Source organism: Bacillus proteolyticus (genome assembly GCF_001884065.1).
GTDB lineage: Bacteria > Bacillota > Bacilli > Bacillales > Bacillaceae_G > Bacillus_A > Bacillus_A proteolyticus.
Window position 1 is genome coordinate 99,524 of sequence record NZ_MACH01000055.1, and the last position, 26,652, is coordinate 126,175.

Genomic DNA, 26,652 nt, shown 5'->3' on the forward strand with positions numbered 1-26,652 from the left:
GATGGAGAATGATTGAATTGGAAATGAGGGTAGAGCGTCTTAGGCAAGAAGAAATAGAGGACATTGTAGCGTTATCTGCTTATATTGGTTGGGATTATAATAGAGAAGAAGTTGAAACGATTTTTAACTCAGGTATTGTATATGGCGTATGGAATGAGAGAAAAAAACTTATTGCAAGCGCTGCAATTATATTATACGGAGAGGCGTTAGCGTCAATAGGAATGGTGATTGTACATCCGGATTATAAGGGAAGAGGGATTGGAAAGGCGATAACGAATTTATGCATTAAGAGCGTATCGGTTCAAACTCCCATTATGCTTATTGCTACGGATGAGGGAAAGCCTCTATATGAAAAATTAGGATTTAGAGCAGTAAGCTATGTTTCTAAATACATATGTAACTCGTACAATGGGAATGATTATTGTGTAGGAAATGAAGATTATATGATGAATTATGAAGAGTGTGATTTAGAAGAAATAATAAAATTAGATGAGTATGCGTTTGGAACAAATAGAGAAGAGTTCTTAACGAAAAGAATTATGCAAAGTGAACAGTGTATTGTTGTAAAGGATAAGGAACAAAATGTATTAGGTTACGGTTTAAGTATACAAACACCAGAAAATAAAATAATAGGACCAGTCGTTGCAAGAAATGATGCGATGGCAATGAAGATTGTACATTATTTAGCAAGAGAGTATCATGGTAAATTAAGAATTGATGTACCAGAAGGAAAGAAAGATTTCATGAAAGAATTAGAGATTACTGGTTTTAAAAAGGTTAATACACCACCAATTATGATGAAAAATAGCGATAAATTATTAAAAAGGAATAATGAGCTATATAGTATTGCGGCACAAATTTTTGGATAAAAAAGAATCCTTCTGAACGAAGGATTCTTTTTCGTTAATCACGATATTGGTCGTGAGTTGGCTGAAAGAGATCTTCCTCGATATCTCTCACCATAGAAAAATGATCAACATTATAATGACCGTGTAGAGTTTTATTATGATGACCAATAATTTGCTCTGCAGACAATACGTCAGAATCAGTTGTGGAATGACCATTTTTAATTAATGTAACGTCAAATCCTTGTACAGTAGCTGTTCTAACTGCGGTGTCAATGCAATGTTCTGTTTTACATCCACCTATAACAATATGATTAATTTTTTCTTCTTTTAAAAGTTCAAGTAAAGAAGTGCCATAGAATGAATTTGTTGCTGCTTTATTAATAAGGATTGCAGACTGAGGTACTTTAATTTGATTATGTACTTCAAATCCCACGCCGCTACCAGAAGCGACATCAATATCTCTTACGAAAACAATAAGGGCATTTGAATCTATTGCTTTCTGTACGGCTGTATTTAGTGTAGATAATAGCTCGGTTTTACGAAAAACTTCATTTTCTTGTTTATTTCCATCAATTAATTCTTGCTGAGCATCGATAATTAATAGTGCTTGTTTCATTCGATATCCCCTTTAATATGAAATAAATTCCACTTTACATATTCTTTTATATTGTAAGGAAATCCTCTATTGTCTACGGAGTAGACAATAGATTTACAAAGTTGTCAAATAAATTTCATTCTCATAGCGTGTAAAAACATGTATGATAGGAGATGGAGAATTTTTGAGTAGGTGGGAATATCATGCAAACAGTAGAAGATTATCTTTCATTCTTACATACGAAAGGATTTAAATTATCAGAGGAAGCACAAGGGTTTATTATGTTCGGACAGGGATACACCGGTGCGTCTGATGGAATTGTGAATGCAGCAATAGAAGCGACGATTAAGCATCAATTCCAGTTTGATGGTAGTTATTTTGTTGCGTTATTAGAACGATTGAAAGAAGAAGAAATTACAGATAAAAAAAGCGCTAAGGCTTTTATGCGGAAGTTACAAGCGTAACTTCACGCAGCCCGCGCTTCTTTTTTTGTTTTGGAAGGTAGTTCAACAAAAACCATACCTAGGAAAATACATAGACATCCGATAATGGCAGAAATAGAAAGCTGTTCATTTGCAACGAGAACACCTGTTAAGGCAGCAAAAACGGGCTCCATTGCGAAAATAATTGCTACTCTCGTTGGAGACGTATGTTTTTGTGCCGATGTTTGAATGAAAAAAGCAATGGATGTCGCGAATAGGGAAGTTAGAAATAGAGCAAATAAAAAGGAAGAATTCGTCCATAGTGCTACTGAAAATATTTTTTCCCAATCTTCAAACAAAAAGGCGCAAATAGAAGAAAACATACCGACAGCTAATACTTGCGACGTGCTTAACAATAAAGGTGATATTTTCTTAGAAAAGAAGCCGTTAACAAGAATATGGGCAGCGAAAGCAACAGCACAACCGAGAACGAGTATATCTCCAATGTTTAATTGAAAAGAATCACCAGCCGTTAATAAGTATAAACCTGCTGTTGCTACAGCAATACCAAGTACGATAAAAATGGTAGCTTTTTGTTTTAAAAAGATAAAAGATAAAATTGGTACCATAACGATACTAAGCCCTGTTAAGAAACCAGCTTTTGAAGAAGTTGTATAAAGTAAGCCGAATGTTTGTAATACATAGCCAACACATAAAAAGAATCCAACGATTAATCCGGCGAGACTACTCTGTTTTATATCTTGTTTTGAAGATTTTTTCGAGAAAATCATTTGAACGAATAATAAAATAATTCCAGCGAATAAAAAGCGAATACCATTAAAAGTAAATGGACCAACGAAAGACATAGCATTTTGAACGACAACAAACGTAGCTCCCCAAATAAAAGAGACAAATAATAAAGCAAGAGGAGCAATCCAATCTTTTTTCACACTCATACCCCCGTTAATTTTGTAAGATAGCTTTTCTAGCTAATTCATCAGCGACTTTATTTTGACTACTTGGAATCCACTTAATAAAAAAGAGATCGAAACTTTTTATGTACTGCAGTGCTTCCTCTAATAGTGGTGCAAACATTTTATTTTTTGCGTATTCTTTTTCAACAGCTCGCTCGACAAGTTGTGAATCTGTACGAAAAGAGACAATGTTATAATTATGCTCCATGCAATATTTTAATGCTGCAAGTAAAGCGTGGTATTCTGCTTCATGATTGGACATTGTCCCAAGGGGCAGTGATAATTGTACAGCTGGTTGAACCCCTTTAATAAACACGCCTGCACCAGAAGGACCAGGATTTCCTTTTGATGCACCATCAATATATACTTCAATCAAAATGAGAAACCTCCAAATTATAAGATTATCCCCTACTTATATGTTTCCTTGAAGTAGGGGATAGAGTACTTAGCCGATTGTAAGACTATAACGACATGTAAATGTTTCATTCGCTTGTAAAGATTGAATCCCTTTTTTTTCCTTAAAATCTTTTGCTGGATTTATTTCATCAGCAATCCCGTACCAAGGTTCAATACATAAGAAAGGTGCGTTCTCGCCTGGTGTCCATACGCCGACAAATGGGAAGCCGTCAAATTCTACTTTTACAAATTTATTATGTTTATGAGAACGAATAGAGATTTCATTCGTATTCATATTTTCAAAAATAAGCGCATCATTTTTGAATAAATCGTATGTAAGTGGTAATTCATTCGTATTTTCAGCGATTAATTGCTTTTTACTTGAAAGGTAAGGTCCTTCTAATACGTTTGTTTCTAAGCGTTCAGAACCATTAAATGATAAATAATAATCTGTAAATGATTCGCCCTCTAATAAGGGGAAGTTGAAACCAGGGTGTGCTCCGATTGAGAAGAACATCTCTTTTGAAGTAGGATTATTTACTTCATATGTAACATGTATATTTTGTTCGTCTACTTCATAAGAAACGAGTAATTCGAATTCGTATGGGTATTTTTTTAATGTTTCTTCATTACTAGTAACAATATAAGTGATATTCGTTTCACTTTGTTCTTTTACAGAAAATGTAAGATCACGAGCGAAGCCGTGTTGTGTTAAAGAATATGGTTTACCATCTACGTAGTATGTATTATCTACTAATCGGCCGACAATTGGGAATAAAATTGGTGCGCGGCGTCCCCAGTAAGTAGAATCGCCTTGCCATAAGTATTCAGTGTTATCTGCTTTTAAGCGAACGCTTTGTAATTCTGCACCTTTGTCAGAAATGGAAACGATCACTTTTTCATTTTGAATTGTTGCTGTCATGAAGTGAAACCTCCTAAATCTTTCATATGTTTTATTATACGTTGTCCAAAAGAAAAAAGGTAGTAAATGATAGGAAACTATTGACGAAAGAGTGGCTACCACGTAAAATATAATCTTGTTGCTTAAAAACGAATAACGTGGTTCGAAACCATCCCACGTAAAAAAACTAAGGAGATTTTGTCATGAATATAAGAACATTAGTCGGTAATGGTATTTTAGCGGCATTATATATTGCTGTTTCTATGCTTATTCAGCCATTTGGCTTTACGAATGTACAGTTTCGTATTTCAGAGATGTTTAATCATCTCGTTGTCTTCAATAAGAAAGCAATTTACGGTATTGTATTAGGTGTATTTTTAACGAATCTCTTTTTCTCACCTATGATCGCTTATGATTTAGTATTTGGAGTAGGGCAATCAATTCTTGCACTACTTGCAACTATTATTTCTATGCGCTTTATTAAAGGTGTTTGGGCTCGTATGATTTTTAATACAGTTATCTTTACAATTACAATGTTTATGATAGCAATTGAACTTCATCTTGCATTTGATTTACCATTTATGTTGACTTGGTTAACATGTGCAGTCGGTGAATTTGTTGTCATGGCGATTGGTATGCCTGTAATGTACTGGATTAATAAGCGAGTACAATTTGAAAGATTTATGTAATAGATGAAAGAGCCGTCCTTATATAGGAGGGCTCTTTTTGTATGTGATTATATTGAATATAATACTGTGACTCTTGATAAAATATAATAAAATAAATATAAGAAGTCTTATATAAGGGGAATCTAGTATGAAATATAAAATTCATTGGTTGTACAAAACGAAGCGTGGTTTACAAACTGAATTAACAACAGATTATATGAACATAGAAGAAGTACTTCAATTTGCAGAGGATTTTGAGAAAACAGGAAGGGCGAAAGAACTGTTATTTTTCGATGAAATGGATGCGGAATGGTCATTAAAAGAAATGAAAAAACTGAGTAAGCAAGTGGAGGAAGATCCCCGAGAAATTCAAGTTTATTTTGATGGTGGTTATGATGTACAGACGAAAGAAGCTGGGGTTGGTATATGTGTGTACTATAAAAAAGGAAATACAAATTACCGAATTCGTCGCAATGCATACATAGAAGGCATATATGATAATAACGAAGCGGAGTATGCAGCATTATTATACGGGATGAATACACTCGAGGAATTAGGAATTAAATATGAACCGGTTACACTTCGGGGGGATTCTCAAGTTGTACTGCAGCAATTAGCTGGTGAATGGCCTTGCTATGATGAACATTTAAATCATTACTTAGATCAAATTGAACAAAAAGCGAAGCAAATGAAATTAAAGCTTGTTTGTGAACCGATATCTAGAAAACAAAATAAAGAGGCGCATCAATTAGCAACGCAAGCATTAGAGGGGACGGTAATTGACAGTCATAAAGAAATAACCGAATAGAGAGGTGCCAAGGTGAAGAAAAAGCAACTCATTACAGAGGTAAATGACTTATTAGAGACGTATTGCGAAGGGTGTTTCCTGCAGGAACATAATCGGAAAAATCATAGTAAATACTATGCCCATTCTTTTTGTATACGGCAATGTACGGTTGGAGAGAAGTTGAAAAAGTATGGAGAGCAATTGTCATAAAAAACATCCAGAGAATTTTCTCTGGATGTTTTTTTAATGTTTTGCTTCGTGTAATTGATGCTCACATTTACTTAATTTTTTTTCTTCATTCATGAGAAATGGCTCATCTAAATCTGTCGCAACGGATTTCATAATTTCTAGCTGAGAACGAGCCGCTTCTACTGCAGTAGTGGCATGCTCTAATGTGTCCGGATCCATTGAGATGGTTGCAGAACCTACCATTTTTTGTGCAGTTTCTACACGGAATTTTACTTCTTCAAAATCATTTACATGTGAACCCATTGTTATTGCCTCCTTTGTATTTTGCGCATTTCACATAGTTTTTGCTCTGTAAAAGGGAAATATACAAAGGAATAACAAAGGAGGTTACCAAGTTAGGTAACCTCCTGTCGTATGCTGTATTAAAGTTTTACTACGTTAGCAGCTTGAGGTCCACGGTTTCCTTCAGTAATGTCGAAAGATACTTCTTGACCTTCCTCTAAAGCTTTGTAGCCGTCACCTTGAATAGCAGAGAAATGTACGAATACATCATCAGAGCCGTCCATTTCGATAAATCCAAAACCTTTTTCATTGTTAAACCATTTTACTTTTCCTTGCATGTTACAATTCCTCCTAAAAAACGATTACTTTTTTCATTTAGTGAAATTCATTGAAAAGAAAATATATTTTAAAAATGCTATATTCTAGAATATTCTGCTAAATGATTAATTTAAATATACACGTATTGGTAGAATTTAGTCAAGTAAGCGGTTTTATTTTTTGTATTTTTAAATAACTTTCCGCTCAAATTTTTAATAAGGTATAGGACAAGCCGCGTATGTAATATTCTTAAATGAAAGCTGTACATAATGAGGTGAAAGAATGAATGAGTCTTATTTATTAGATAATGAAGGAATGAAAAATAGAGTCGACATACCGAATTGGGTTGCAAAAGAATTTCATGATTTTTCGAATGTCGTGCTAGAACCAACTTTTCCGTGTTATTTCGGTTTAACAGCTTTGAAAAAGAATGAACTTCGTTATTCATTTCTCTCTCATAATGATTGGGGGCATTTACCTAATACAATGTTATCTTTTTTGGAGTTAATGAAAGAACGGCCAATTGTAAGAAGAGGATTTTTTCTTTTTGTAGAACCGGAATGTGAAGAGAAATCAATCGAATATTATCGAGATTATTTTTGGAACGTACTACAATATTTACATGAAAACGATGATCAAACATGGCCGCAACAAATTCCAACAGATCCAGATCATTATTTATGGGAATTTTCATTTGGTGGTGAACCGATATTTGCGTTTGGAAATGCACCGGCTTATAAACAGCGAAAGACTAGGCATTTAGGAAATTCTCTCGTTATTGGATTCCAGCCACGAACTATTTTCGAGGGTTTAGAAGGAGATCGTCCTAAAGGCTCATATTCGAGACAAATGGTTCGTGAGCGAGTTGAAAAGTGGGATCAGCTACAGAAGCATCCTAACATTAGTCACTATGGCGATCCTGACCATCGTGAATGGAAGCAATATTTTATTGGAGATGATATAGAACCGATTAAAGGTAAATGTCCTTTTCATCATAGGATAGTGAAATAAGAGCCATCAACTGGATGGCTCTTTTGTATATTTTGGATAAAAAAGGGTATTGTATTAGTGAATAATTTTTATGAAAGCTAGTCTATTTTCTATATTTGCATCATTACTTAATAGTAAAAGAAGTAGAAAGGATAGAGAGATGTTTGGAGCAATTATACAACAAATAGTATTGGGTATTTCATTAGCTGCACCGGTAGGTCCAATTAATATTGAAATGTTGAAACGTGGAATTGAACGTGGATTTTGGCATGCGTGGATTGTTGGAATCGGAGGAATGACTGCTGATATTTTGTTTATGCTTCTTATTTATTTTGGTTTATCTTCTGTGTTTATGTATACATATGCACAAGCTTTTATGTACTGCACTGGGTTTTTCCTGTTATTTTATTTAGGATTTCAAAGTGTAAAACAAGGAATCTCCCACTCGAATATGGAATATAACAAAGAAGAGGTAGGTGGACTTAAACAATCCTTTATGGCGGGATTTTTAATTGCGATATCCAACCCATTAAATCTTGTTTTTTGGTTTGGCATATACGGAAGTACACTTAGCTCATTGCTTACAAAGGTAACGAAACAAGAAGCTTTTTTGTACAGTCTTTGCATTATTATTGGTATTATTTTGTGGAACTTAAATATTGCTTTTTCTGTACATTTTGGAAGAACTTTATTAAAACCAAAAGCACTTGGCTATATTACAGCCGGAGCAGGTATTATTTTAGTAGGATATTCTATCCATTTTGCATACAAAGCTTTACAGTTGTTCACATAAGATTGAAGGGGAGATTTTTATGTATCGAACCACTATTGACGGAAAAGAAATTATCATCACATTAGCACCAAAAATCCGAAAAGAAATTACTGACAGGAACCCATTATATGAAGCGGTATTTAAAAATGCAGCAAGGTTGCTGCAAACGAAACAACCAACGTTTGCGGTAAATCATGAAATATTTGGGCTTATTATTGGAGAAGTACAAAGGGGTGAAGTAACAGTGTTTGCAGTAGAACACATTATCCCGAAGCAAAATATATTTGGTCCGAACACTTTTTTCTCGACAATAGAACAGCAGGCAAATTTGTAAAGTGAATAGAATAAGAATAAAATAGAAAAGAAATAGTCGTAACGATATGTTACGGCTGTTTTTTTGGAAAAGGGGGAAGAAAGATGAAGAGAGTGGTAAAGGAGTTCTTTTTGCAACATGATATTGTTATTATGTATAGTGTTCTATTAATTTTTATCATTATTTTAAAAATGCAATTTTTCACATGGATCGGTATGTTAGCGTGTCTGTTTGGTATTGTTTTTTATACGTTTAACGAGTATATGACACATCGTTTTTTATTCCATTTAAAGCCGCCTAAAAATGCATTTTTATTAAAAATGTTAAGAAGATTACATTATGATCATCACGTATATCCGGATGATTTGAAACTTTTATTTTTGCCTGTATGGTTTAGTATACCTAGTTTCACTATATATTTACTTATATCATATGGTATTACAAAAAGTGTTACTGTTACACTTTCATTTGGAGTCGGAATGATTATCATGTTCCTCGTTTATGAATGGAAACATTATATTGCACATAAGCCGATTCGTCCCTTCACTAAGTTTGGAAGATGGCTAAAAAAACAGCACATATTACACCATTATAAAAATGAAAAGTTTTGGTTTGGTGTTTCAAATCCAGTATTCGATTTTATATTTGGAACGCTTAAAGATGGAAAAGAAGTAGAATTAAGCCAAACAGCTCGTAATTTAGAAAAAGAGAAAAAGACAGAAGTGGTGCGATAAGCACTACTTTTTTTATCCCGATTGGTGTGGATTGAAGTACTCGGATTTTATGGTGAAAAAGTATATTAAAAACTTAGGGGAAAATGCCGAAAAATGTCTATCGAAAAATCTTTGCAGGAATGTACGGATTGTCTAAAATAAAAATAAGTTTCTGAATATTTATAAAATTTAGTCTTTAGGTATGCAAGGGGGAAGTGTATTTCAAGTAAGAGAGGGGACCAGAGAATGAAACGAGATGATACGTCAGCACGTAAGTTACAAAATGAGGTGAATTATACAGAAGTTGTTCAGTCTGAAGAGTTTCAATTGTTATTAAATACGAAAAAGAAGTTTATCATTCCGATGAGTATTTTCTTTTTAAGTTTTTTTATTACATTACCTGTTTTAACATCGTATTCAAAGGTGCTTAATACACCGATATTTGGTGATGTTACATGGGCGTGGGTATTTGCATTTGCACAATTTATAATGACATGGGCATTATGTATGATTTATAGCAAAAAAGCAGAATCCTTTGATGAAATCTCGCAAAAAATTCTGCAAGATATGCAAAAGGGGAGGGGCTGAATTTGAATACTACTGCTTTTGCACTATTTTTAATTATCGTCCTTGGTACACTTGTTATCACGTATTTCGCATCGAAAAAAACGAAAAATGCGAGTGAGTTTTATACGGCTGGAGGGGGATTAACTGGTTGGCAAAATGGTCTGGCCATTGCTGGGGATTATATGTCTGCTGCGTCATTTCTTGGTATCGCTGGGGCAATAGCGTTAACTGGGTTTGATGGTTTCTTTTATAGTATAGGCTTCTTAGTTGCTTACTTAGTTGTATTGTACCTAGTTGCAGAACCGCTTAGAAATTTAGGGAAGTATACGCTAGCAGATATGATTGCGGCGCGTTTTGATGCAAAGAAGGTTCGCGGTATTGCAGCACTTAACACGATGACTATTTCGATTTTTTATATGATTGCACAATTAGTCGGTGCAGGTGCACTTATTAAATTATTATTAGGAATAGAATATACGACATCCGTTTTAATTGTTGGTACACTCATGACAGTGTACGTTATTTTTGGAGGTATGACTGCTACGAGTTGGGTACAAATTGTAAAGGCTGTACTACTTATGGCAGGTACATTTATTATTTCTGTTATCGTTTTCGCGAAATTTAATTTTAGTGTGACAGAAATGTTCGCTCAAATGAAAACAGCTACTCCATTGAAGGAATCATTTTTAAATCCAGGAGTAAAGTATAAAGATGGTCTCGATACACTTTCTTTAAATTTAGGACTAGTTCTTGGTACAGCGGGATTACCGCATATTCTTGTCCGCTTTTTTACAGTACGTGATGCAAAAACGGCACGTCAATCTGTTGTGTACGCTACGTGGTTAATTGGAGCATTTTATATTATGACGATTTTCTTAGGATTTGGTGCAGCGGCGTTTGTAGGGAATGAGGCAATTATTAAAGCAAATCCAGCCGGTAATATGGCAGCACCTTTATTAGCTAAAGCACTAGGTGGAGATTTCTTATTCGCATTCGTATCGGCGATTGCTTTTGCAACAATTTTAGCTGTAGTAGCAGGTCTTGTATTAACAGCGGCTTCCGCATTTGCTCATGATTTTTATAACGAGATTATTCGAAAAGGAAAATCAACAGAAAAAGAGCAAGTGTCAATGGCTCGTTATGCGTCTATTGGAGTAGCGATAGTATCTATTATACTTGCTTTATTTGCTCAAACATTAAACGTGGCATTTTTAGTATCACTAGCATTTGCAGTTGCTGCGAGTGCAAATTTGCCAGTTATATTGTTTACAATATATTGGAAGCGTTTTAATACAACGGGTGCAATTTGTGGTATGATTGTCGGTCTTGTATCCGCAATCGTTCTCGTAGCGTTAAGTCCAAACGTTTGGAACCCTGTAGCTGGAAAAGCTATTTTTGTTGGGGAAGCGATATTCCCATATACGACACCTGGAATTGTTTCAATTCCGCTTGGATTCCTTGCAGCATATTTAGGAACTATTTTCTCTAGTAAGAAAGAAGATGCAGCGAAGTTTGATGAAATTCTTGTGAAATCTAATACTGGTCATGGAATTAGTGATGCATCTACACATTAAAAAAGAGGAGCTTTTCGAATTATGAGAAAAGCTCCTCTTATTTTTGTCATTTTCTTATAAATATTACATTATTTTTGGTAGGATTTGTCTTGGTTTTGTGGAATGAAAATAGCAGGGAGAAATTTAACTCATCATGGCACCAGCGCAGCTTTGTGAAAAATAAGTTGTTATGGAAGGTGGAAGAAATGATGAAAACAAAACAAACAGATGAATTATTAGCAAAAGACGAGCAATATGTTTGGCACGGAATGCGACCCTTTAGTCCGAATAGTACAATGGTAGGGGCAAAGGCAGAAGGGTGCTGGGTTGAAGATATACAAGGAAAAAGATACTTAGACGGTATGAGTGGTCTTTGGTGTGTAAATAGCGGATATGGAAGAAAAGAGCTCGCAGAGGCAGCTTATAAGCAATTGCAAACATTATCATACTTTCCGATGTCACAATCACATGAACCAGCAATTAAGCTCGCTGAAAAGTTAAACGAGTGGCTTGGTGGAGAGTATGTTATATTCTTCTCTAATAGTGGATCAGAAGCGAATGAAACAGCTTTTAAAATAGCAAGACAATATTATGCTCAAAAAGGTGAACCGCATCGTTACAAATTTATGTCACGTTATCGTGGTTATCACGGAAACACAATGGCAACGATGGCAGCGACTGGACAAGCACAGCGTAGATACCAATATGAGCCATTTGCGTCAGGATTTTTACATGTGACGCCTCCAGATTGTTACCGTATGCCAGAAATGGAATCACAAAATATTTATGATGTAGAGTGTGTGAAAGAAGTCGATCGTGTTATGACATGGGAATTAAGTGAAACGATAGCAGCATTTATTATGGAGCCAATCATTACAGGTGGAGGTATTTTAATGCCGCCACAAGACTATATGAAAGCTGTTCACGAAACATGTCAAAAACACGGGGCACTACTCATTAGCGATGAAGTTATTTGTGGTTTTGGGCGTACAGGAAAAGCATTTGGGTTTATGAACTATGACGTTAAGCCTGATATCGTTACGATGGCAAAAGGTATTACAAGCGCATACTTACCATTATCAGCAACAGCTGTGAAAAAGGAAATTTATGAAGCATTTAAAGGAACGGGAGAATATGAATTTTTCCGCCATATTAATACATTTGGTGGAAACCCAGCGGCTTGTGCATTAGCGCTTAAAAATTTAGAGATTATGGAAAATGAAAATTTAATCGAGCGCTCTGTGCAAATGGGTTCACTTTTATTAGAGCAATTAAAAGAAGAAATCGGAGAACATCCACTTGTTGGGAATATTAGAGGGAAAGGGCTATTAGTTGGGATCGAACTAGTAAATGATAAAGAAACGAAAGAGCCAATTGATAATGATAAAATCGCAACTGTTGTAAATGCCTGTAAAGAAAAAGGACTTATTATTGGGCGTAACGGTATGACAACAGCAGGATATAATAATGTCTTAACATTGGCACCGCCGCTCGTTATATCAAGTGAAGAAATTGCTTTCGTTGTTGGTACGTTGAAGACGGCGATGGAGCGTATTTAATTAATTGAGCGAGCTGTAATATACAGCTCGCTTTTGTTTATTACGTGAAATAGGATAGCTTTTTAAAGGAAGGGATATTAATGGAGAAATATGACCCTAGTAAACATTATCACATTGGATATTATGAAGATGGATATGATTTAGAAGTGACAGCGTATAAAAGAATAAATGAACCAATTTGGGATGCCTATATTCCACACTATGAGGTAGATGATTTTTACAAAAAAGTGGAGGAAATGAAGCTAGGTGAATATATAGATGAGTATGGCATTAAGGTGTATTCATTTAGTAATGATATCGATGATGAAGAAGCGCGAACTATGTTTGAAAATTGGTTAAAAATGAATGGAATTGTTTAAAGATAAAATGAAAAAGGAGATTGCTATCTTATAAGATAGCAATCTCCTTTTATTATATGAAACTTATTTACTTGCTTTCATTGCTTTATCTTTTGCACCAAAAGTGTATTTTAACATTGGTGGTGTAATCATTGTAGTTAAAATAACGACAATAACGATAGCTGTAAAGTAATCTTGTGCTAATAGGCCAGAAGAAAGTCCTGTTCCTGCGATGATAAGAGCAACTTCACCACGAGAAACCATTCCGGCACCGATAATTGCAGAACACTTAGCGTCAAATCCAGTCATACGTGCACCGAATCCACAACCAATTAGTTTCGTTAATACAGCGATTACTGTTAATGCTAGGATGAACCAAATTTGATTACCAATACCATCAAATGTAATATTCATACCGATACTTACGAAGAATACTGGTACGAACATTGCGTAAGCGATTGGTTCTACTTTCTTTTCTACTTCATGTTTGTAGTTCGTTTGAGAAATAGCGATACCAGCTGCGAAAGCACCGATAATACCAGCAATTCCTAATAATTCGCCGAAATATGCGAATGAGAAACAGATAATAAGAGCCGCGCTCACGATAGACTCAGATACGCGTAGTGGTGATAACCAACGCATAATCGCTGGAACACCTTTCCATCCGATTAAAATAATAGAGGCGAAGAATACAACTTTCTTCAAGATAACCATTGTTAAGTTAACATCGTCTGTACCTAAGAAGCTCATTGCAAATGCTAATAAGATAACAACAAGAATGTCATCAAATACAGCTGCTCCAAGCATTGTTGTACTTTCACGTGTTTTCATCTTACCTAAATCGCGAAGTGTTTGAACGGAAATACTAACACTTGTCGCACATAGAAGTAATCCTAAAAATACAGCGTTCCCTTGTTCCATTCCCATAACAAGACCGGAAACGTAACCACCTACGAATGGAAGAATGATACCTCCGAGTGCAACTGCTAAAGAAGAATTACGATTTGCGTTTAATTCTTCTAAGTCTGTTTCAAGTCCAGCCATGAACATTAACAGAATAACCCCGACGTTACTTAATTGTGTTAGAAGCTCTGAATTTTCAATCCAACCTAATACAGCTGGACCGATAACGATACCGACAATTAATTTACCTAGTACAGAAGGTTGACCTAATCTAACACTAAGGTCACCAGCAAGCTTTGTACTTAATAAAATAAGTGCAATTTGAAAGAAAAATTCGAATTCCATCTGATCCTCTCCTCATCATTTTTATTTTTATCATACGATTTCTCGGAATTTGCCTAATGAAAATATGTAAAACCCATTAAACAAAGGGTCTCATTACAAGTTCTTTTGAACTCGTAATTTGAACCTGTAATTAATATATAATAAAATGTATGAAAAATCAATGAAAAAATAGCAGATTTTCATGAGAGGATTCGTTTTAGAAATGGGAGATATAGCTATATAATAAGAAGTAATAAAGTTTACATATAATGAATGGAGAAAGAAAAATGTTATTAAATCAACGTTTTACCATTGGAGAAATGGCGAAAATGCATAATATAGCGGAATCTACATTACGTTATTATGATGAGAAAGGGATTTTTCATCCGTCAACTGTTGACCCTCAAACGAATTATCGTTATTACACAATTGATCAGTTTTCACTATTAGATACGATTAAATTTTTACGCCAATTGAACATCCCGTTAAAGGAAATAAAGAAATATATTGATGAAAGAAACCCATCGTATGCGCTGAATTTACTTGAAAAACAACAAGAAATGATGCTGAAAAAGCAAAGAGAAATTGAGTATGCTTTGGCAAAAATGGAGCATAAAATCCATTTAATGAAGAAAGCGACGAAATCTGAAGCGAATCAAATTATTTATAAAAAGATACCGAAACGAAAAATTACAGCAATTGCAGTTGCGCCTAATACAACGGATGATATGTTTGAGTATTATATCCATTCATTGCAAAAAAATATGAAGCAAATCGATAATAGTTTATTTTCAGGAGATATCGGTGTAACAGTCTCAAAGAAAGCATTAATGCAAAATGAGTTTCAAGCATATAACAGTGTGTTTATTCTTTTAGATTACATGCCTTTTCAAGTACATACTTCAGATGAAATAAAAGAAGGGATATTTGCTTGTTCTTATCACCATGGACCATATGAAGAAACAGACACAACGTATATGGAATTATTAAAGCACATTGATAACGAAGGATATGAAGTGTGCGGAGATGCACTGGAACTTGCATTAATTGATTGGTCCGTAACAGAAAATCCGGAGGAGCAAGTAACGGAAATTCAAATACCTGTTATTAAAAAGACAAATAAAAAATAGGCTTATATATTTTTCAATTCTCTCTTGACCTTCAAGTTACTTGAAGGTTTAAACTGTGAACAGAGCATTGAAAAAGGAGCATTTATATGATGGAAACAACAGAAAAGTTAAGAGAAAAACCGATAAAAAGTTTATTTATTTCATATTTAATACCAGCTGTTCTTGGAATGGTATTAATGTCAGTTAATATTGTGATTGATGCAGTCATGATTAGTAGAGGAGTGGGCGCAAATGGTCTAGCAGGAGTAAACGTAGCTATTCCAGCGTTTTCAATTTTCTTCTCGATATCATTATGGATTGGAATGGGAGGAGCAACGTTATATTCGATTGCACTAGGTGAAAATAAACTGGAAAGAGCAAGGTCTATTTTTACTCAATCTATGACAGTGGCAGTTATTATCGTAGCTGGTTTAGCAGCTATTTGCTTATGGAGAATAGAAGACATAGCATACTTATTCGGTGCAAATGAAGTGATTTTACCATATGCGTTAGACTATTTACACGTGTTATTAACATTTGGAATGATATACGTGTTAGAAAATATTTTAAGTACATTTATACGAAATGACGGAAATCCTAATTTAGCAATGGCGGGTCTTGTTGTAACGGCTGTATTAAATATAGTGTTTGATTATATCTTTATTTTTATCTTTGGATGGGGCGTAACAGGTGCTGCTTCAGCGACTATTCTTTCAGCAGCGATTGGTTTCCTCGTATTATTATCCCACTTCTTTAGAAAAAGTAGTATTTTAAAATGGACGAAATTCCATTTTGAATGGGATACGATTAAACAAATTATGGTGATTGGTTTCCCGAGTTTTACAGCAGAAAGTACAGTAGCGATTGTAACAATCGGTTTTAATATTGCGTTCGTTCAATATGCAGGAGAACTAGGTGTAGCTTCTTATGCGATGGTGAATAGTATTCATGCAATGACATTACTATTATTCTTCGGTGTTGGTGCAGCATTACAACCAATTGCTAGTTTCCATTATGGTGCAAATTTATCAGAAAGATTACGTGAAGGATTGCAGTTCGCAGTAAAAATTGCGGTAGTACTCGGAGGTATTGCAATTGTTATCGGTTTATTCTTCGGGAAATATATTATTGGTTTATTTGATGTTCAATCGCCAGAACTACTGGAGTTAACGTTAACAGGTATTAGTTTATTCTTTATTCAATATGTATTTTTAGGCTATAACATTGTATATGGAGAGTACTTCCAATCAGTGCGACAAACGAAAAAATCAGTACTTATTATAATGAGCAGAGGTTTACTATTTATTATTCCATTGTTATGGATTATGCCAAAGTTATTTGGGATAAACGGAATTTGGCTCGTTATGCCAGTAGCTGAAGTATTGACAGCAATTATCGTATTTACGATGAATCGTATGAAACATCCTGTTCCGATAAACATGGCGAGAGAGAAAGAAGCAATATAGTGAAAAAAATCCCCTTGAACAAGTTAAGGGGATTTTTTTATTCTTTTAAACTAATCGCAAAAGATCCATCTGTCTCCTGCACAGAAGCGAAAGCTACATTTTTAATGTTTGTAACACCTTTCTCCTGTAACTCTGCATGTAACCACTTTTCGTTTTTATGGATTAGTTTTAAGTTATCGTATTGAATTTGTGAATCAACGATAAGAGCGATTGGTAACCCTGCATACTTAACATCTATATTCATATCTTTTGGCGTCAATGGTATGAGTTCTCTCTTTGGCAAAATACTTATAGATCCATTTGATTCTAAAATTGCATATTCAATTTCATGAACACTTGGATATCCTGCTACTCGGAGGTTTGAGAGTAATTCGGCAATCGGGTATCTACTTTTCTTTAAGTTCTCAAAAATAATATCTCCATGTTTTATTAAAATAATGGGGTGCCCGAGAATGAAGCGATTTAATTTATTGAATAAACTTAGTTTTGTAAGAAGTAGATGTAAGCATGTAATGGTAACCATGCCGAAAAATGCTTGTAAAGCACCAGCGACTGGTATCGCTTGAAAAGCTAAATAAGATAAAAAAATAATAGCCCCAAAATCATGAGGGGTTAGTTGTGCTAATGCAGATTTACCAAGTAGCTTAAGTGATAGTAAAAATAAGATAAAAAAGAACGATACATTAAATAAAAAGAGAAGCAAGAGGGACACTCCTTCGTGTGAAGTTGTACTTACTATTCCCGAAAGTAATGTAAATATTACCTTTTATAGGATGAATTAGGGTGAATTGGAATTTGGCTGTATACAAACAAATAAATGGATATTATGATGAAGGAAGTAAAGGGAATAGGAGTATATGGATATGAGAAAGAAGAAAATAATTAAGTACATTTTAGTTGTTATAATGATCTTCGCCGTGTATGCGGGGTTTTTACAATATAACATCTATAAGCATGGGCATATGAATGCCACCTACGATGCGGATTATATAATTGTACTAGGATCGAAAGTAAATGGAATAAAACCTTCTTATTCATTGCAATATCGTATTGATAAAGCAGCTGAGTATTTAAAATCACATGAGAAAACAATTGCTATCGTATCTGGAGGCCAAGGAAAAGGTGAAGATATTACAGAAGCATTAGCGATGAAACAAGGATTAATGAAACAAAATATTGCAGAAGACCGCATTATAGTGGAAGACCGTTCGACGAGCACAGATGAGAATATTAAATTTTCAAAACCTCTTATCCCTGAACATATGAAAAAAGGGATGATTGTAACGAACGATTTTCATATGTTCCGAGCGAAAAAGATTGCAGAAAAACAAGGATTGACATTAGAAGGTCTTCCGGCGAAAACACCGAAACCAATTATTATTCAATCGAACGTTCGAGAATATTTAGCGATTACGCAATATTGGTTTATGAATCGAATATAGTGAAAGTGATCCCGCCTGAAATTCTAGGCGGGATTTATTTTGAGGGAAATCTTACAAAAGTGTCATGTTCATGAAAGGTAAAGCGATAGTTTCTAAAAGGGTTTCCTGACATAATGAAGATAACAAAAAACTTTAGAGGTGATTCGGTTGAAAGGAAATAATATTTTATCTTCGCTATGTTACTTTAGTATCTTTTTTGCACCGTTTTTACTGCCAATTATCGTGTACTTCGTTGCGGAAGATGAAGTGAAATATCATGCAAAAAAAGCATTTTGGTCACATGTTTTCCCATACGCAATTTTATTTGGAGGATTGGCACTATCAGGAGTATACGGTTTAAGTTTCAATCAGTCTGAGGGCGTTGGAATTGGGATGGTTATAACGTATGCAGTGTTTATTTTAGTAGGGATTTATTATTTCATTTGGAATATCGTAAAAGGCGTTAAAGTTTTAAAAACGGCGTAACAATAATAGAGTACGGATTTCTTGGTAGTTTCCAGTAAGTTAATATAATTTCATTTACCGTAATGAAAGATACTTATAAAAAAGAGTAATTCAAAAAGAATTGCTCTTTTTGTGCTTATAAGTTGTGAATAATGAAAAAGATATGTTAATTTTTCATTATGAAGAGAAAAAAGGAGTGACTTTCATGAATGAGATGATACATAAGATGGAGCAACACGTTTCAGTTCGTAAATATAAAGAAGAACCAATTTCAAAAGAGGTAGTAGAAAGAATGGTGCAAGCTGCACAACATGCGGCTTCCTCACATTTTGTACAGGCGTATTCTCTTATATATGTAACAGATCAGGAACTAAAGGCTAAACTAGCTGAATTATCCGGGAATCGTCACGTGAAAGACTGCGCAGCATTCTTTGTATGCTGTGCGGATTTAAAACGTTTAGAAACTGCATGTGAGAAACATGGAACAGAAATTAAACATGAGGGAGTAGAGGACTTTATTGTAGCAACAGTAGATGCTTCACTATTTGCACAAAACTTAGCACTTGCAGCTGAATCTTTAGGATACGGCATTTGTTATATTGGTGGTATTCGTAATAGCCCGAAAGAAGTGAGTGAATTGCTTCATTTACCGGATAAAGTATATCCCGTGTTTGGAATGACAGTCGGTGTGCCAGATCAAGAACATGGAGTTAAACCACGTTTACCGGTAGCGGCCATTCTTCATGAAAATGGATATGATGAAAAGAAATATGATGAATTATTAAACGAATATGATGAAACGATGAGTGCGTATTACAAAGAAAGATCGTCAAATCAAAAAAACGTAACATGGACAGAATCAATGAGCTCATTTATGTCCAAAGAGAAAAGAATGCATATGAAAGAGTTTTTAAGTGAGAAAGGATTAAATAAGAAATGAGTAAAAAGGACAAACCTGAGATGTTAGCTTAAGTTATAACATCACATGCAAAACCGAAGTTGAGAAAGCGAGACTCGCTTTCTCAACTTCGGTTTTTATTTGTTATTATATAAAATGAAAATAATAATTAATAAATTTTTACAAAAGTGATAGAAAATGAGAATGAAATGCCAATAGTAAGTAAAAGCAGCTGCTAAAGGGGAACTGAGGAAGGATGATGTTTATGATTTTCGATTCTGAAGAGGATTTAATTATAGCTATGAAAAAACGCGATCAAGATGCTTTGAAAGAAGTGATTGATCAATATGGAAAATTAATTTTGTACATTATTCATAAATCATTAAGTACCCCTATTGAAAAACAATATGTGGATGATTGTTATAATGATGTATTTACTGTCATTTGGTTTCATATCGACCAATTTGATATAGAAAAGGGCAACTTAAAATCTTGGATGATTGGTATTACTAAATTAAAGGCATTGGAATATAAAAAGAAAGTATATAAAGAGAATAAAATCGATAAAGATGTAGAAGTAGATACAGGTATCCATGATAGGTATGAAATAGAACAAGAAGAAGAGATTATGGAAATCGTACAAGAATTAAATACGAAGGATCGATATATCTTTTTAAAGAGGTATATTGATGGGTATTCCATTGACGATATTGCAAAAGAATTAAAAGTAACGGCTGATTATATATACAATCGAATTTCTCGTGGGAAGAAAAAACTTCAAAAACTGTGGAAAGGGAGTGTGTAATATGGATAAAAGATTATTGTCGATGTTAAATGAGCTCCAATATTCAGATGAAGAAATTGTACGTTTAGAAAAAGAGGCGAATGAGTCTATCAATATAGATAAGTATTATGTGAGAAATGGAGATCTACTAAAAAAAATAACTTTACAAATGTTAGAAGAATCAATTAGGAACGAATTACAAACTGGTGAAGAAATTGAGAAGGAACTATTAGTAGACGAAGGATATATGACAAATAATAAAGTAATACCAAATATATATTACGTAGGAGCTACTTTTTATTATTATATCGTTTTAACAAATAAAAGAGTAATCATGAAAGGATTAGATTGTTATTTTAAAAAAACAAATGAGCATAGCATGCCAATAGAGGATATACAATCCATTTCGCAACATAAAAAAATGAAAAATGTCTTTGAGATTAAATATAATAACACTCATATACAATTTGGAAGTATTGAGTATGCACGTGAAGTTGCAATGATAGTTATGGAGTTAAGAGAACGCGGAGTAAAAGTAGAAAAGTATACAGATTTTGAAAAAGGGTTTTTCTTATTTTTTAATATATTCGTGATAGTAAGTGCAGGTCTTTGCTTTATAAAATATTTAATGTAAAAAGCGGCATAATAGCCGCTTTTTATCGTTTTATTTAGTATTCGATTTAAAATATTTGTCTTATGAAAGAACGATTATTGCTAATTGTAAACTGCCAATAAAGTTATTTAAGTTTTGATATAGAATGCCCCATCGCACTTGAAAATGCAGCAATAATTTCGTTTGAACCTATCTATTATTGTGCACTATCTAAAGCACCCTCTATAACAAGTTTAAACTTTCAATAAGAAGATAAACCCCCGTACAACTCAAAAGGATGTACGTAAATATTTTGAAAATCTGTTGATTAAGCCATTTGAAAATAATTTGACCTATATACAAACCTAGAAATACGATTGGAATAGCGTAAAAACTTGATTCCCAAATTGTTTTGTTTGTGCCAGTAAAGAGTATTTGAGTTAGTAGGCTAATGAAATATATAAATAGATAAAAAGCTAAAGTAGTTGCTCTCAGCTTCTCTTTTTTCGTATCAGTTCCTGTAAAGTACAGTAACAGGGGTGGTCCTGGCATACCGATACTTGTCGTTAAAAGACCGGATAATCCGCCCACTAAGAAATCTCTAGATTTTGTTGATTTAATCTTAAAGTTGCATATTAGCATCAACGTTAATAGTAAGAGGAGGATGCTAATTGCTAATTTAAATGTGTTGATGTCAATGGAAATGAAAATGAAAATACCAAAAGGAACACCAACTATACTACCGAAAATTAACCTTTTCAGTAGTACAAAATCAATGTCCATTCTTATTTTCCAAATGAGTGATATGGAAATAATTAACGATAAAATGATATTTATTTGTATAGCTTCTTGTGGTAGAAATACCATGAGTAAGAACGGTGTTGCCATAATAGAAAAGCCAAAACCTGTACTTGTTTGTAAAATAGAAGCTACTAATATAATACATATGAAAATGAATATAATCTCCAAGATAGCCCCCCTACATAATCAGATCCAATAAATATTTTAACATAAAGTGAAATTTTAATCAGTGGGGGTTTTGTTCATCCCCCACTGATTATTAGCCCACACCAATTGGGATCTTACTTCCCGGCAAATAGCCGCTTTTTATGTTGCAGTTAATATTCTAATGATGATCCTGTAGCTCTAAAATATTTTTCTCGTGAAGGAGTCATTACCCGGATTGCTAATAAACAGGAAAGGAAAAGAATGAGTAATGAGCTACTTATTACAGTAATTTGAACGGAAAGAAATTGTGCGGATGCTCCAATTGCTAAAATGAAAAAGATTTGGATGAAATTTTTTATTGAATCAAATACGCTATCGATACGTCCTATCATATGTACTGGGATGTTATTTTGATAAAATGTTATAAATCCAGTACCAGCAAATGATGAAGCGATCCCAAGTAAAATGAAACCACTTGCTGCGACCGTAAATGAATTTGAAAAGGCGAAAATCACATAGCCTATTGCTGTGAAAATCATACCTAAACCGATACAATATTGAATCGGTAATCGTTTTGCAAAGAGAGAGACAAGAAATGAACCACAAACGTAAGCTGCCCCGGTTATACTAACAAGCATGCTATATTCTACATCGGATAAAAACAGTACTTGTCGTGTAAAAACAACTTCTTGTGAATCAAGTGCCATAGAGACAAGCATCGTAGCTTGAAATAAAACGAATACGAGAATAATGTAAGTTTCAGTTCGTGCGAATGAAAAAACTTGTTTCCAATCACTTCGTAACGTTTGTACGAAAGTATTTGCAACCTCTTCGTTTTGTTTTGTTTGTAATGTGATGTTTGGCAAGAAGTAAATGAGAATGGTAGAAAGTAGAAAGGAAATTGAGTTGCAGTAAATAACAAAAGCTGCCGAGTATGTAGTGAGAAGTATTCCAGCAAGAGCCGGACCGATAATAAAAGCCCCATTTGTACATAGGATATTCCAAGCATTAAATTGAGCACGTTCTTCAGCTCGTATGAGCAGTGTTTTATAAGTGAATGAAGCTGGATCGAAAAATGATGTAGCAATGCGAGTCAAAAAGATAAAAATATAGATTGCCCAAATAGAGTCAAATAGTGGAATACAGCCGATGAGAACTGCTCGAATAATATCTGTGATGAGCATAATTGACCGTTTATTTAATCGATCTACAATACTACCAGACCATATTTTTGTAACAACGGTGGCAATTGGCCCGACAATCCATAAGCCTGCTACAGCAGCGGGAGAGTTTGTACTATTTAACACCATTAAGTTTAGAGCTATAAGGTACATAAAATCACCTAAACGAGAAATGCCTGTGCCCGACAATAATAATAGTTTATTTTTCATGTGTATGGACCTTTCGTTCATTGTTTTTTTATCCGGCAGGAAATAGCGTATTCTTCCTCTGAGGCTGATTGACGAGCGGTTTTGCTTTCCCAGCGTAATAAAACTTGTGAGATCTCCCAAGTGAGTTGTTGTAATTCCTCTGAAGTTAAAAATAAATGAGATACAATATGGCTCCCTGTATTTGTTCCTTCAGTGCCTGCTTCTTCAATATAGAAGTGAGCAGATTTTGCTTTATAGTACTTTTCAATAATCCCCCGTTTTTCCTTTGTATCTACTAATTCAAGTAAGCCTCCGTCAAATAAAATTTGGATGTGATAGTGAACGCTACCAGCAGATTTATTTAGTTTAGTAGATACTTGTTTTGCAGTGAGTGTTTCGTCTTTTAAAAGGTGAAGAATTTGAATGCGAGTTGCATTGGAAATTAATTTTTGTTGTTCTGCTGAAATGGTAAGTCGATCCTCAAACATCATGTTAGCTCCTTTCCTATAATCTAAATTTATTGTACGTTCTAAAAAATTAGAATGTAAGAGAAATAAATCGCCTTTTTCTTGTGAATTTCGACACAAATAAAAATGGCATGTACATATGCATGCCATTAAGTGATAGTAGATTCTTCACTTAGCTCCCCGCGATAAAACAAGAAAAGCTATATAAAACTAACAAAAATACAGCATATAGCCAACAAGCTACCAATAACTTGCGGAGAAAGAATCTCTAAAAGCCATCCCGTAAAAAACATAGATAACTGAATAAGCGATTCATAGATGGAATAATGAAATGAAAAAACTTTACCAATCATGTCTTCTTGCGTATACGTTTGTAGTAATGTCGTATCAAGTGGAACGATGATTCCTCCTGCTATACGCATACAGAGTAATGTAATGATACCGATAATAAGTTGATCGGATAAAGTGAAACTTTAATCAGTGGAGGGCATCCCACACCGATTATTAGTTGAACCAATCGGGCTTTTACGGGCAGTTGATTCCCCACCTAACTTCTTTGCTTTCGTTTAATTTTGAGGTGGGGTCTTACTGCCCGTTAATGCGGGGCAGAATGAATCCGAGAAAGAAAATTCCTTGTAGTAAATAGGCCCAACCAAATGCTCTTTTCATTTTGTCTTCATTTTTAGACTTATAAAGATTAACGAGGAGACTGCCAATCATAAGTCCAGCCCCTTGAACCGTATATAAAATGCCAATGTTAGTGTGGAAGATTCTTTCGGCATAGATTGTTAGAAGTAACTGATAGGCACCTCCAATAATGCCCCATGAAATGCCGACAAGAATTAATGTTAAAATAATTTTGCTTTGTAATATGTATGTATAACCATCTTTTATATCAGTAAAAAATGCTTTTTTTGTGGTAAAAGTATCATGAGCAGGAATACTCATTTTATAAATAATATAGGCTGAAATAAAGTATGATAGGCTATTAATAAAAAAGGCAATCTCGATACTTAAAGATTGTGCAATCATCCCACCTAAAGAAGCTCCCATAATAGACATAAAACCATTGATTGTACTAGAAAGAGAGTTAGCGGTTACTAAATGCTTTTGATGTACGATATTTTTTATAGTTGATTGCTTAGCGGGCTCGAATAAGCAAGAGAGTACTGATAAGCATATATTAGAAACGAAAATAATTTCAATTTTGTAGAATGCTAATAAATAAGTGAGGACGATCATTCCTCGTAAAATATCGGTAAAAATCATAATTTTCTTTTTTGAAAAATGGTCTACAACTCCGCCTATGAATGGGCTCAGAAGAAGTTGAGGTAACCCTTTGCTCATAAAGGTGAGTGCTAACATAAATGAAGATTCTGTTATGCTATAGACGAGTGTTAATAAAGCGACAGTATGAAACCAATCCCCAAGTACACTTAATGTTTGACCATAAAATAATTTTTTAAAGTTTTTATTTGTTTTAAGCAGTATGGAATACGACATGGATTGTGTAGGCATAAAAAATTAATCCTGATCTATTGGTGATGTTTGTATATGTTTTTTCCATTCATTTAAATACATTTTCTCTTCTATAAGTAGTTCAACATATAAGTGTACTTTGTAAAAGACTGTAATCATTGTAATCCTCCTTAGTAAAAATGTTTCTTATTCCATAGTAAACGATTTCTTGTTAGTTGAAATCACAAAAAAGATGGACATAAATTCATACGAAAGTATGAAAAAACAGCTCATATTTGAGCTGTTTTCGTATAGTTTTTAGTTAACATATTTCATTCATTTAGAGTTTAACGAAAAGGATATTTTATCTTAATATCCGCCTCCGCCACCCCAGCAGCTACATCCGATAATGATTAGAAGGATGAATAGCACGATGAGTAAAGCAAATCCACCGCCGAAACCAGCGCAACTACCACCAAAGCTCATGTTTTTTCCTCCTTTTTAGGAAATTAATCTATATAACTAATGGATTACTTTATAAGATATGTTTTTATTTGGAAAAGGAGCAAGTCTTACTTTTAATTAGACAAGAGCCTGTGAGCTAATTTAGATATGACATACACGTACTTTCATAGCACTTTTTGAAAAGGGTAAAACAATATGGAAGCGTATAATAGGTGGATGTAGCTTACAATTACATTAAAATTTCTTTTCATGAATATAAAATTTGTAAAAAAAACCATTTTTTTATTTTTTTATTGGTAAAAATGTACTATAATTTTACAAGTAATATTATGGGAAAAGGGAGTTTTAGTATAGAGATGGAGATGGGACAATTACACAATAAAATAGAACACAAAAAGAAAGAGTTAATTCAACTTGTTGCTATGCATGGATTGGATCATGTTAAAGTTTTGTTATTTAGTCGCGATTTAGATATACTAATTAATGAATTTATGAATATAAAAGACAAAGTATATAAGTAATTAATCTTTAATTTTTTATATTAGGATTATTTACTGATAAAGGAGAGAACAGTTATTGGAACATTTACAAGAAGAGTTGTATAAACAAATAAAAGAAGAAAAAGGTGCAGTTACTATATTCTTAAAGAGCGGAGTAAGAATAGTAGGGGAAGTAGTTGGAGTAGATAGATTTACAGTATTAATGTTAGTAGATGGAAAACAACAACTTATTTATAAGCAGGCAATATCAACAATTATGAAATAAGACACTCAAAATGAGTGTCTTATTTCATAATT

Annotated in this window: 34 protein-coding genes, 2 pseudogenes and 1 riboswitch; of the genes and pseudogenes, 22 read left to right on the top strand and 14 right to left on the bottom strand. The window is 34.0% G+C overall.

Annotated features, from left to right (window positions below):
- Window positions 1-8: 8 nt before the first annotated feature.
- Window positions 9-869: a GNAT family N-acetyltransferase gene (locus BAQ49_RS08505; protein ID WP_071744967.1), complete on the top strand. Its 861-nt coding sequence runs from the start codon at window positions 9-11 to the stop codon at window positions 867-869.
- Between the two features lie 34 nt (window positions 870-903).
- On the opposite strand, the gene BAQ49_RS08510 is transcribed toward BAQ49_RS08505, so the two are convergent.
- Window positions 904-1,464, bottom strand: a complete 561-nt coding sequence (locus BAQ49_RS08510) for a cysteine hydrolase family protein (protein WP_071744968.1) — start codon at window positions 1,462-1,464, stop codon at window positions 904-906.
- A 182-nt stretch (window positions 1,465-1,646) separates the two neighbouring features.
- On the opposite strand from BAQ49_RS08510, the gene BAQ49_RS08515 reads away from it, so the two are divergent.
- Entirely contained in the window at window positions 1,647-1,907 is a 261-nt protein-coding gene (locus BAQ49_RS08515; protein WP_063224108.1) for a DUF6123 family protein, read from the top strand.
- A 2-nt stretch (window positions 1,908-1,909) separates the two neighbouring features.
- Here the strand turns inward: BAQ49_RS08515 and BAQ49_RS08520 are convergent, their stop codons facing one another.
- From BAQ49_RS08520 to BAQ49_RS08530, 3 genes are all read right to left on the bottom strand, one after another.
- The gene (locus BAQ49_RS08520; RefSeq protein ID WP_071744969.1) at window positions 1,910-2,815 is read right to left on the bottom strand and encodes a DMT family transporter; all 906 of its coding nucleotides are present in this window, start codon (window positions 2,813-2,815) and stop codon (window positions 1,910-1,912) included.
- A 13-nt stretch (window positions 2,816-2,828) separates the two neighbouring features.
- On the bottom strand, window positions 2,829-3,215 hold the full coding sequence (locus BAQ49_RS08525; RefSeq protein WP_000573871.1) for a reverse transcriptase-like protein: 387 nt from the start codon (window positions 3,213-3,215) through the stop codon (window positions 2,829-2,831).
- Window positions 3,216-3,284: 69 nt separating this feature from the next.
- Window positions 3,285-4,157 (bottom strand): aldose 1-epimerase family protein, encoded by an 873-nt coding sequence (locus BAQ49_RS08530; RefSeq protein WP_071744970.1) that lies wholly within the window; start codon window positions 4,155-4,157, stop codon window positions 3,285-3,287.
- Window positions 4,158-4,288: 131 nt separating this feature from the next.
- Window positions 4,289-4,333: riboswitch (PreQ1 riboswitch) on the top strand.
- A gap of 6 nt (window positions 4,334-4,339) precedes the next feature.
- On the opposite strand from BAQ49_RS08530, the gene BAQ49_RS08535 reads away from it, so the two are divergent.
- From BAQ49_RS08535 to BAQ49_RS08545, 3 genes are all read left to right on the top strand, one after another.
- Complete coding sequence (locus BAQ49_RS08535) at window positions 4,340-4,825, top strand: QueT transporter family protein (protein WP_071744971.1); 486 nt, start codon at window positions 4,340-4,342, stop codon at window positions 4,823-4,825.
- Between the two features lie 127 nt (window positions 4,826-4,952).
- Complete coding sequence (locus tag BAQ49_RS08540) at window positions 4,953-5,612, top strand: ribonuclease H family protein (RefSeq protein WP_071744972.1); 660 nt, start codon at window positions 4,953-4,955, stop codon at window positions 5,610-5,612.
- Between the two features lie 12 nt (window positions 5,613-5,624).
- Window positions 5,625-5,801, top strand: a complete 177-nt coding sequence (locus tag BAQ49_RS08545) for a zinc-finger domain-containing protein (RefSeq protein WP_071744973.1) — start codon at window positions 5,625-5,627, stop codon at window positions 5,799-5,801.
- Window positions 5,802-5,834: 33 nt separating this feature from the next.
- Here BAQ49_RS08545 and BAQ49_RS08550 read toward each other — a convergent pair whose 3' ends face one another.
- The gene (locus tag BAQ49_RS08550; RefSeq protein ID WP_002117839.1) at window positions 5,835-6,083 is read right to left on the bottom strand and encodes a DUF2564 family protein; all 249 of its coding nucleotides are present in this window, start codon (window positions 6,081-6,083) and stop codon (window positions 5,835-5,837) included.
- 119 nt (window positions 6,084-6,202) lie between these two features.
- Window positions 6,203-6,400, bottom strand: coding sequence for a cold shock-like protein CspB (gene cspB, locus BAQ49_RS08555; protein WP_001161729.1), 198 nt, complete (start codon window positions 6,398-6,400; stop codon window positions 6,203-6,205).
- A gap of 262 nt (window positions 6,401-6,662) precedes the next feature.
- Between cspB and BAQ49_RS08560 the strand changes: the two genes are divergently transcribed.
- The 8 genes from BAQ49_RS08560 to BAQ49_RS08595 all read left to right on the top strand — a co-directional run bounded on the left by BAQ49_RS08560 (window position 6,663) and on the right by BAQ49_RS08595 (window position 13,206).
- Window positions 6,663-7,391 carry a YqcI/YcgG family protein gene (locus tag BAQ49_RS08560; RefSeq protein ID WP_071744974.1) on the top strand — a complete coding sequence of 243 codons (729 nt, stop codon included), beginning with the start codon at window positions 6,663-6,665 and terminating at the stop codon, window positions 7,389-7,391.
- Window positions 7,392-7,530: 139 nt separating this feature from the next.
- Entirely contained in the window at window positions 7,531-8,163 is a 633-nt protein-coding gene (locus BAQ49_RS08565; RefSeq protein ID WP_071744975.1) for a LysE family transporter, read from the top strand.
- Between the two features lie 19 nt (window positions 8,164-8,182).
- Window positions 8,183-8,476 carry a hypothetical protein gene (locus BAQ49_RS08570; RefSeq protein ID WP_000286371.1) on the top strand — a complete coding sequence of 98 codons (294 nt, stop codon included), beginning with the start codon at window positions 8,183-8,185 and terminating at the stop codon, window positions 8,474-8,476.
- A gap of 83 nt (window positions 8,477-8,559) precedes the next feature.
- On the top strand, window positions 8,560-9,189 hold the full coding sequence (locus tag BAQ49_RS08575) for a sterol desaturase family protein (RefSeq protein ID WP_071744976.1): 630 nt from the start codon (window positions 8,560-8,562) through the stop codon (window positions 9,187-9,189).
- Between the two features lie 225 nt (window positions 9,190-9,414).
- Window positions 9,415-9,756 carry a DUF485 domain-containing protein gene (locus BAQ49_RS08580; protein WP_071744977.1) on the top strand — a complete coding sequence of 114 codons (342 nt, stop codon included), beginning with the start codon at window positions 9,415-9,417 and terminating at the stop codon, window positions 9,754-9,756.
- A gap of 2 nt (window positions 9,757-9,758) precedes the next feature.
- The gene (locus BAQ49_RS08585; protein ID WP_002117856.1) at window positions 9,759-11,309 is read left to right on the top strand and encodes a solute symporter family protein; all 1,551 of its coding nucleotides are present in this window, start codon (window positions 9,759-9,761) and stop codon (window positions 11,307-11,309) included.
- 188 nt (window positions 11,310-11,497) lie between these two features.
- Entirely contained in the window at window positions 11,498-12,847 is a 1,350-nt protein-coding gene (locus BAQ49_RS08590) for an aspartate aminotransferase family protein (protein WP_071744978.1), read from the top strand.
- Between the two features lie 80 nt (window positions 12,848-12,927).
- Complete coding sequence (locus BAQ49_RS08595) at window positions 12,928-13,206, top strand: DUF3986 family protein (protein WP_071744979.1); 279 nt, start codon at window positions 12,928-12,930, stop codon at window positions 13,204-13,206.
- A gap of 63 nt (window positions 13,207-13,269) precedes the next feature.
- Here the strand turns inward: BAQ49_RS08595 and BAQ49_RS08600 are convergent, their stop codons facing one another.
- A complete protein-coding gene (locus BAQ49_RS08600) occupies window positions 13,270-14,433 on the bottom strand; it encodes a cation:proton antiporter (RefSeq protein WP_071744980.1) in 1,164 nt (387 codons plus the stop codon).
- Between the two features lie 266 nt (window positions 14,434-14,699).
- Between BAQ49_RS08600 and BAQ49_RS08605 the strand changes: the two genes are divergently transcribed.
- Together BAQ49_RS08605 and BAQ49_RS08610 are read left to right on the top strand one after the other, a co-directional pair.
- The gene (locus tag BAQ49_RS08605; RefSeq protein WP_071744981.1) at window positions 14,700-15,542 is read left to right on the top strand and encodes a MerR family transcriptional regulator; all 843 of its coding nucleotides are present in this window, start codon (window positions 14,700-14,702) and stop codon (window positions 15,540-15,542) included.
- 89 nt (window positions 15,543-15,631) lie between these two features.
- Window positions 15,632-16,987 (top strand): MATE family efflux transporter, encoded by a 1,356-nt coding sequence (locus BAQ49_RS08610; RefSeq protein ID WP_071745134.1) that lies wholly within the window; start codon window positions 15,632-15,634, stop codon window positions 16,985-16,987.
- A gap of 37 nt (window positions 16,988-17,024) precedes the next feature.
- Here the strand turns inward: BAQ49_RS08610 and BAQ49_RS08615 are convergent, their stop codons facing one another.
- Window positions 17,025-17,690, bottom strand: coding sequence for a DUF421 domain-containing protein (locus BAQ49_RS08615; protein ID WP_071744982.1), 666 nt, complete (start codon window positions 17,688-17,690; stop codon window positions 17,025-17,027).
- Window positions 17,691-17,850: 160 nt separating this feature from the next.
- Between BAQ49_RS08615 and BAQ49_RS08620 the strand changes: the two genes are divergently transcribed.
- The 5 genes from BAQ49_RS08620 (at window position 17,851) to BAQ49_RS08640 (ending at window position 21,189) form a co-directional block, all read left to right on the top strand.
- On the top strand, window positions 17,851-18,429 hold the full coding sequence (locus BAQ49_RS08620) for a YdcF family protein (protein ID WP_071744983.1): 579 nt from the start codon (window positions 17,851-17,853) through the stop codon (window positions 18,427-18,429).
- 147 nt (window positions 18,430-18,576) lie between these two features.
- Window positions 18,577-18,894, top strand: a complete 318-nt coding sequence (locus BAQ49_RS08625; protein WP_071744984.1) for a magnetosome magnetite crystal formation protein family — start codon at window positions 18,577-18,579, stop codon at window positions 18,892-18,894.
- A 184-nt stretch (window positions 18,895-19,078) separates the two neighbouring features.
- Window positions 19,079-19,813, top strand: a complete 735-nt coding sequence (gene nfsA, locus BAQ49_RS08630; protein ID WP_071744985.1) for an oxygen-insensitive NADPH nitroreductase — start codon at window positions 19,079-19,081, stop codon at window positions 19,811-19,813.
- A gap of 217 nt (window positions 19,814-20,030) precedes the next feature.
- Window positions 20,031-20,576 (top strand): sigma-70 family RNA polymerase sigma factor, encoded by a 546-nt coding sequence (locus BAQ49_RS08635; RefSeq protein WP_071745135.1) that lies wholly within the window; start codon window positions 20,031-20,033, stop codon window positions 20,574-20,576.
- 1 nt (window position 20,577) lies between these two features.
- Window positions 20,578-21,189, top strand: a complete 612-nt coding sequence (locus BAQ49_RS08640; RefSeq protein WP_071744986.1) for a PH domain-containing protein — start codon at window positions 20,578-20,580, stop codon at window positions 21,187-21,189.
- 201 nt (window positions 21,190-21,390) lie between these two features.
- On the opposite strand, the gene BAQ49_RS08645 is transcribed toward BAQ49_RS08640, so the two are convergent.
- The 6 genes and pseudogenes from BAQ49_RS08645 to BAQ49_RS08670 form a co-directional block, all read right to left on the bottom strand.
- Window positions 21,391-22,116: a sulfite exporter TauE/SafE family protein gene (locus BAQ49_RS08645; RefSeq protein WP_071744987.1), complete on the bottom strand. Its 726-nt coding sequence runs from the start codon at window positions 22,114-22,116 to the stop codon at window positions 21,391-21,393.
- 149 nt (window positions 22,117-22,265) lie between these two features.
- On the bottom strand, window positions 22,266-23,486 hold the full coding sequence (locus BAQ49_RS08650; RefSeq protein WP_071744988.1) for an MFS transporter: 1,221 nt from the start codon (window positions 23,484-23,486) through the stop codon (window positions 22,266-22,268).
- Window positions 23,487-23,503: 17 nt separating this feature from the next.
- Entirely contained in the window at window positions 23,504-23,953 is a 450-nt protein-coding gene (locus BAQ49_RS08655) for an ArsR/SmtB family transcription factor (protein ID WP_071744989.1), read from the bottom strand.
- A gap of 179 nt (window positions 23,954-24,132) precedes the next feature.
- Window positions 24,133-24,396, bottom strand: a pseudogene (locus BAQ49_RS31220) (MFS transporter); the annotation flags it as partial.
- A gap of 145 nt (window positions 24,397-24,541) precedes the next feature.
- Window positions 24,542-25,450, bottom strand: a pseudogene (locus BAQ49_RS08665) (MFS transporter); the annotation flags it as partial.
- A gap of 309 nt (window positions 25,451-25,759) precedes the next feature.
- A complete protein-coding gene (locus BAQ49_RS08670; protein WP_002149182.1) occupies window positions 25,760-25,876 on the bottom strand; it encodes a YjcZ family sporulation protein in 117 nt (38 codons plus the stop codon).
- 281 nt (window positions 25,877-26,157) lie between these two features.
- On the opposite strand from BAQ49_RS08670, the gene BAQ49_RS08675 reads away from it, so the two are divergent.
- Window positions 26,158-26,376: an aspartyl-phosphate phosphatase Spo0E family protein gene (locus BAQ49_RS08675; RefSeq protein WP_071745136.1), complete on the top strand. Its 219-nt coding sequence runs from the start codon at window positions 26,158-26,160 to the stop codon at window positions 26,374-26,376.
- Window positions 26,377-26,431: 55 nt separating this feature from the next.
- The gene (gene hfq, locus BAQ49_RS08680; protein ID WP_000400656.1) at window positions 26,432-26,620 is read left to right on the top strand and encodes an RNA chaperone Hfq; all 189 of its coding nucleotides are present in this window, start codon (window positions 26,432-26,434) and stop codon (window positions 26,618-26,620) included.
- Window positions 26,621-26,652 lie beyond the last annotated feature (32 nt).

Bases quoted from the DNA above. Each gene is read 5' to 3' on its own strand.
- BAQ49_RS08505 (WP_071744967.1), top strand. From the start codon at position 9: ATGATTGAATTGGAAATGAGGGTAGAGCGTCTTAGGCAAGAAGAAATA.
- BAQ49_RS08510 (WP_071744968.1), bottom strand. From the start codon at position 1,464: ATGAAACAAGCACTATTAATTATCGATGCTCAGCAAGAATTAATTGAT.
- BAQ49_RS08515 (WP_063224108.1), top strand. From the start codon at position 1,647: ATGCAAACAGTAGAAGATTATCTTTCATTCTTACATACGAAAGGATTT.
- BAQ49_RS08530 (WP_071744970.1), bottom strand. From the start codon at position 4,157: ATGACAGCAACAATTCAAAATGAAAAAGTGATCGTTTCCATTTCTGAC.
- BAQ49_RS08535 (WP_071744971.1), top strand. From the start codon at position 4,340: ATGAATATAAGAACATTAGTCGGTAATGGTATTTTAGCGGCATTATAT.
- BAQ49_RS08540 (WP_071744972.1), top strand. From the start codon at position 4,953: ATGAAATATAAAATTCATTGGTTGTACAAAACGAAGCGTGGTTTACAA.
- BAQ49_RS08550 (WP_002117839.1), bottom strand. From the start codon at position 6,083: ATGGGTTCACATGTAAATGATTTTGAAGAAGTAAAATTCCGTGTAGAA.
- cspB (WP_001161729.1), bottom strand. From the start codon at position 6,400: ATGCAAGGAAAAGTAAAATGGTTTAACAATGAAAAAGGTTTTGGATTT.
- BAQ49_RS08560 (WP_071744974.1), top strand. From the start codon at position 6,663: ATGAATGAGTCTTATTTATTAGATAATGAAGGAATGAAAAATAGAGTC.
- BAQ49_RS08565 (WP_071744975.1), top strand. From the start codon at position 7,531: ATGTTTGGAGCAATTATACAACAAATAGTATTGGGTATTTCATTAGCT.
- BAQ49_RS08570 (WP_000286371.1), top strand. From the start codon at position 8,183: ATGTATCGAACCACTATTGACGGAAAAGAAATTATCATCACATTAGCA.
- BAQ49_RS08575 (WP_071744976.1), top strand. From the start codon at position 8,560: ATGAAGAGAGTGGTAAAGGAGTTCTTTTTGCAACATGATATTGTTATT.
- BAQ49_RS08580 (WP_071744977.1), top strand. From the start codon at position 9,415: ATGAAACGAGATGATACGTCAGCACGTAAGTTACAAAATGAGGTGAAT.
- BAQ49_RS08590 (WP_071744978.1), top strand. From the start codon at position 11,498: ATGAAAACAAAACAAACAGATGAATTATTAGCAAAAGACGAGCAATAT.
- BAQ49_RS08595 (WP_071744979.1), top strand. From the start codon at position 12,928: ATGGAGAAATATGACCCTAGTAAACATTATCACATTGGATATTATGAA.
- BAQ49_RS08600 (WP_071744980.1), bottom strand. From the start codon at position 14,433: ATGGAATTCGAATTTTTCTTTCAAATTGCACTTATTTTATTAAGTACA.
- BAQ49_RS08605 (WP_071744981.1), top strand. From the start codon at position 14,700: ATGTTATTAAATCAACGTTTTACCATTGGAGAAATGGCGAAAATGCAT.
- BAQ49_RS08610 (WP_071745134.1), top strand. From the start codon at position 15,632: ATGGAAACAACAGAAAAGTTAAGAGAAAAACCGATAAAAAGTTTATTT.
- BAQ49_RS08620 (WP_071744983.1), top strand. From the start codon at position 17,851: ATGAGAAAGAAGAAAATAATTAAGTACATTTTAGTTGTTATAATGATC.
- nfsA (WP_071744985.1), top strand. From the start codon at position 19,079: ATGAATGAGATGATACATAAGATGGAGCAACACGTTTCAGTTCGTAAA.
- BAQ49_RS08635 (WP_071745135.1), top strand. From the start codon at position 20,031: ATGTTTATGATTTTCGATTCTGAAGAGGATTTAATTATAGCTATGAAA.
- BAQ49_RS08640 (WP_071744986.1), top strand. From the start codon at position 20,578: ATGGATAAAAGATTATTGTCGATGTTAAATGAGCTCCAATATTCAGAT.
- BAQ49_RS08650 (WP_071744988.1), bottom strand. From the start codon at position 23,486: ATGAAAAATAAACTATTATTATTGTCGGGCACAGGCATTTCTCGTTTA.
- BAQ49_RS08655 (WP_071744989.1), bottom strand. From the start codon at position 23,953: ATGTTTGAGGATCGACTTACCATTTCAGCAGAACAACAAAAATTAATT.
- BAQ49_RS08670 (WP_002149182.1), bottom strand. From the start codon at position 25,876: ATGAGCTTTGGTGGTAGTTGCGCTGGTTTCGGCGGTGGATTTGCTTTA.
- BAQ49_RS08675 (WP_071745136.1), top strand. From the start codon at position 26,158: ATGTACTATAATTTTACAAGTAATATTATGGGAAAAGGGAGTTTTAGT.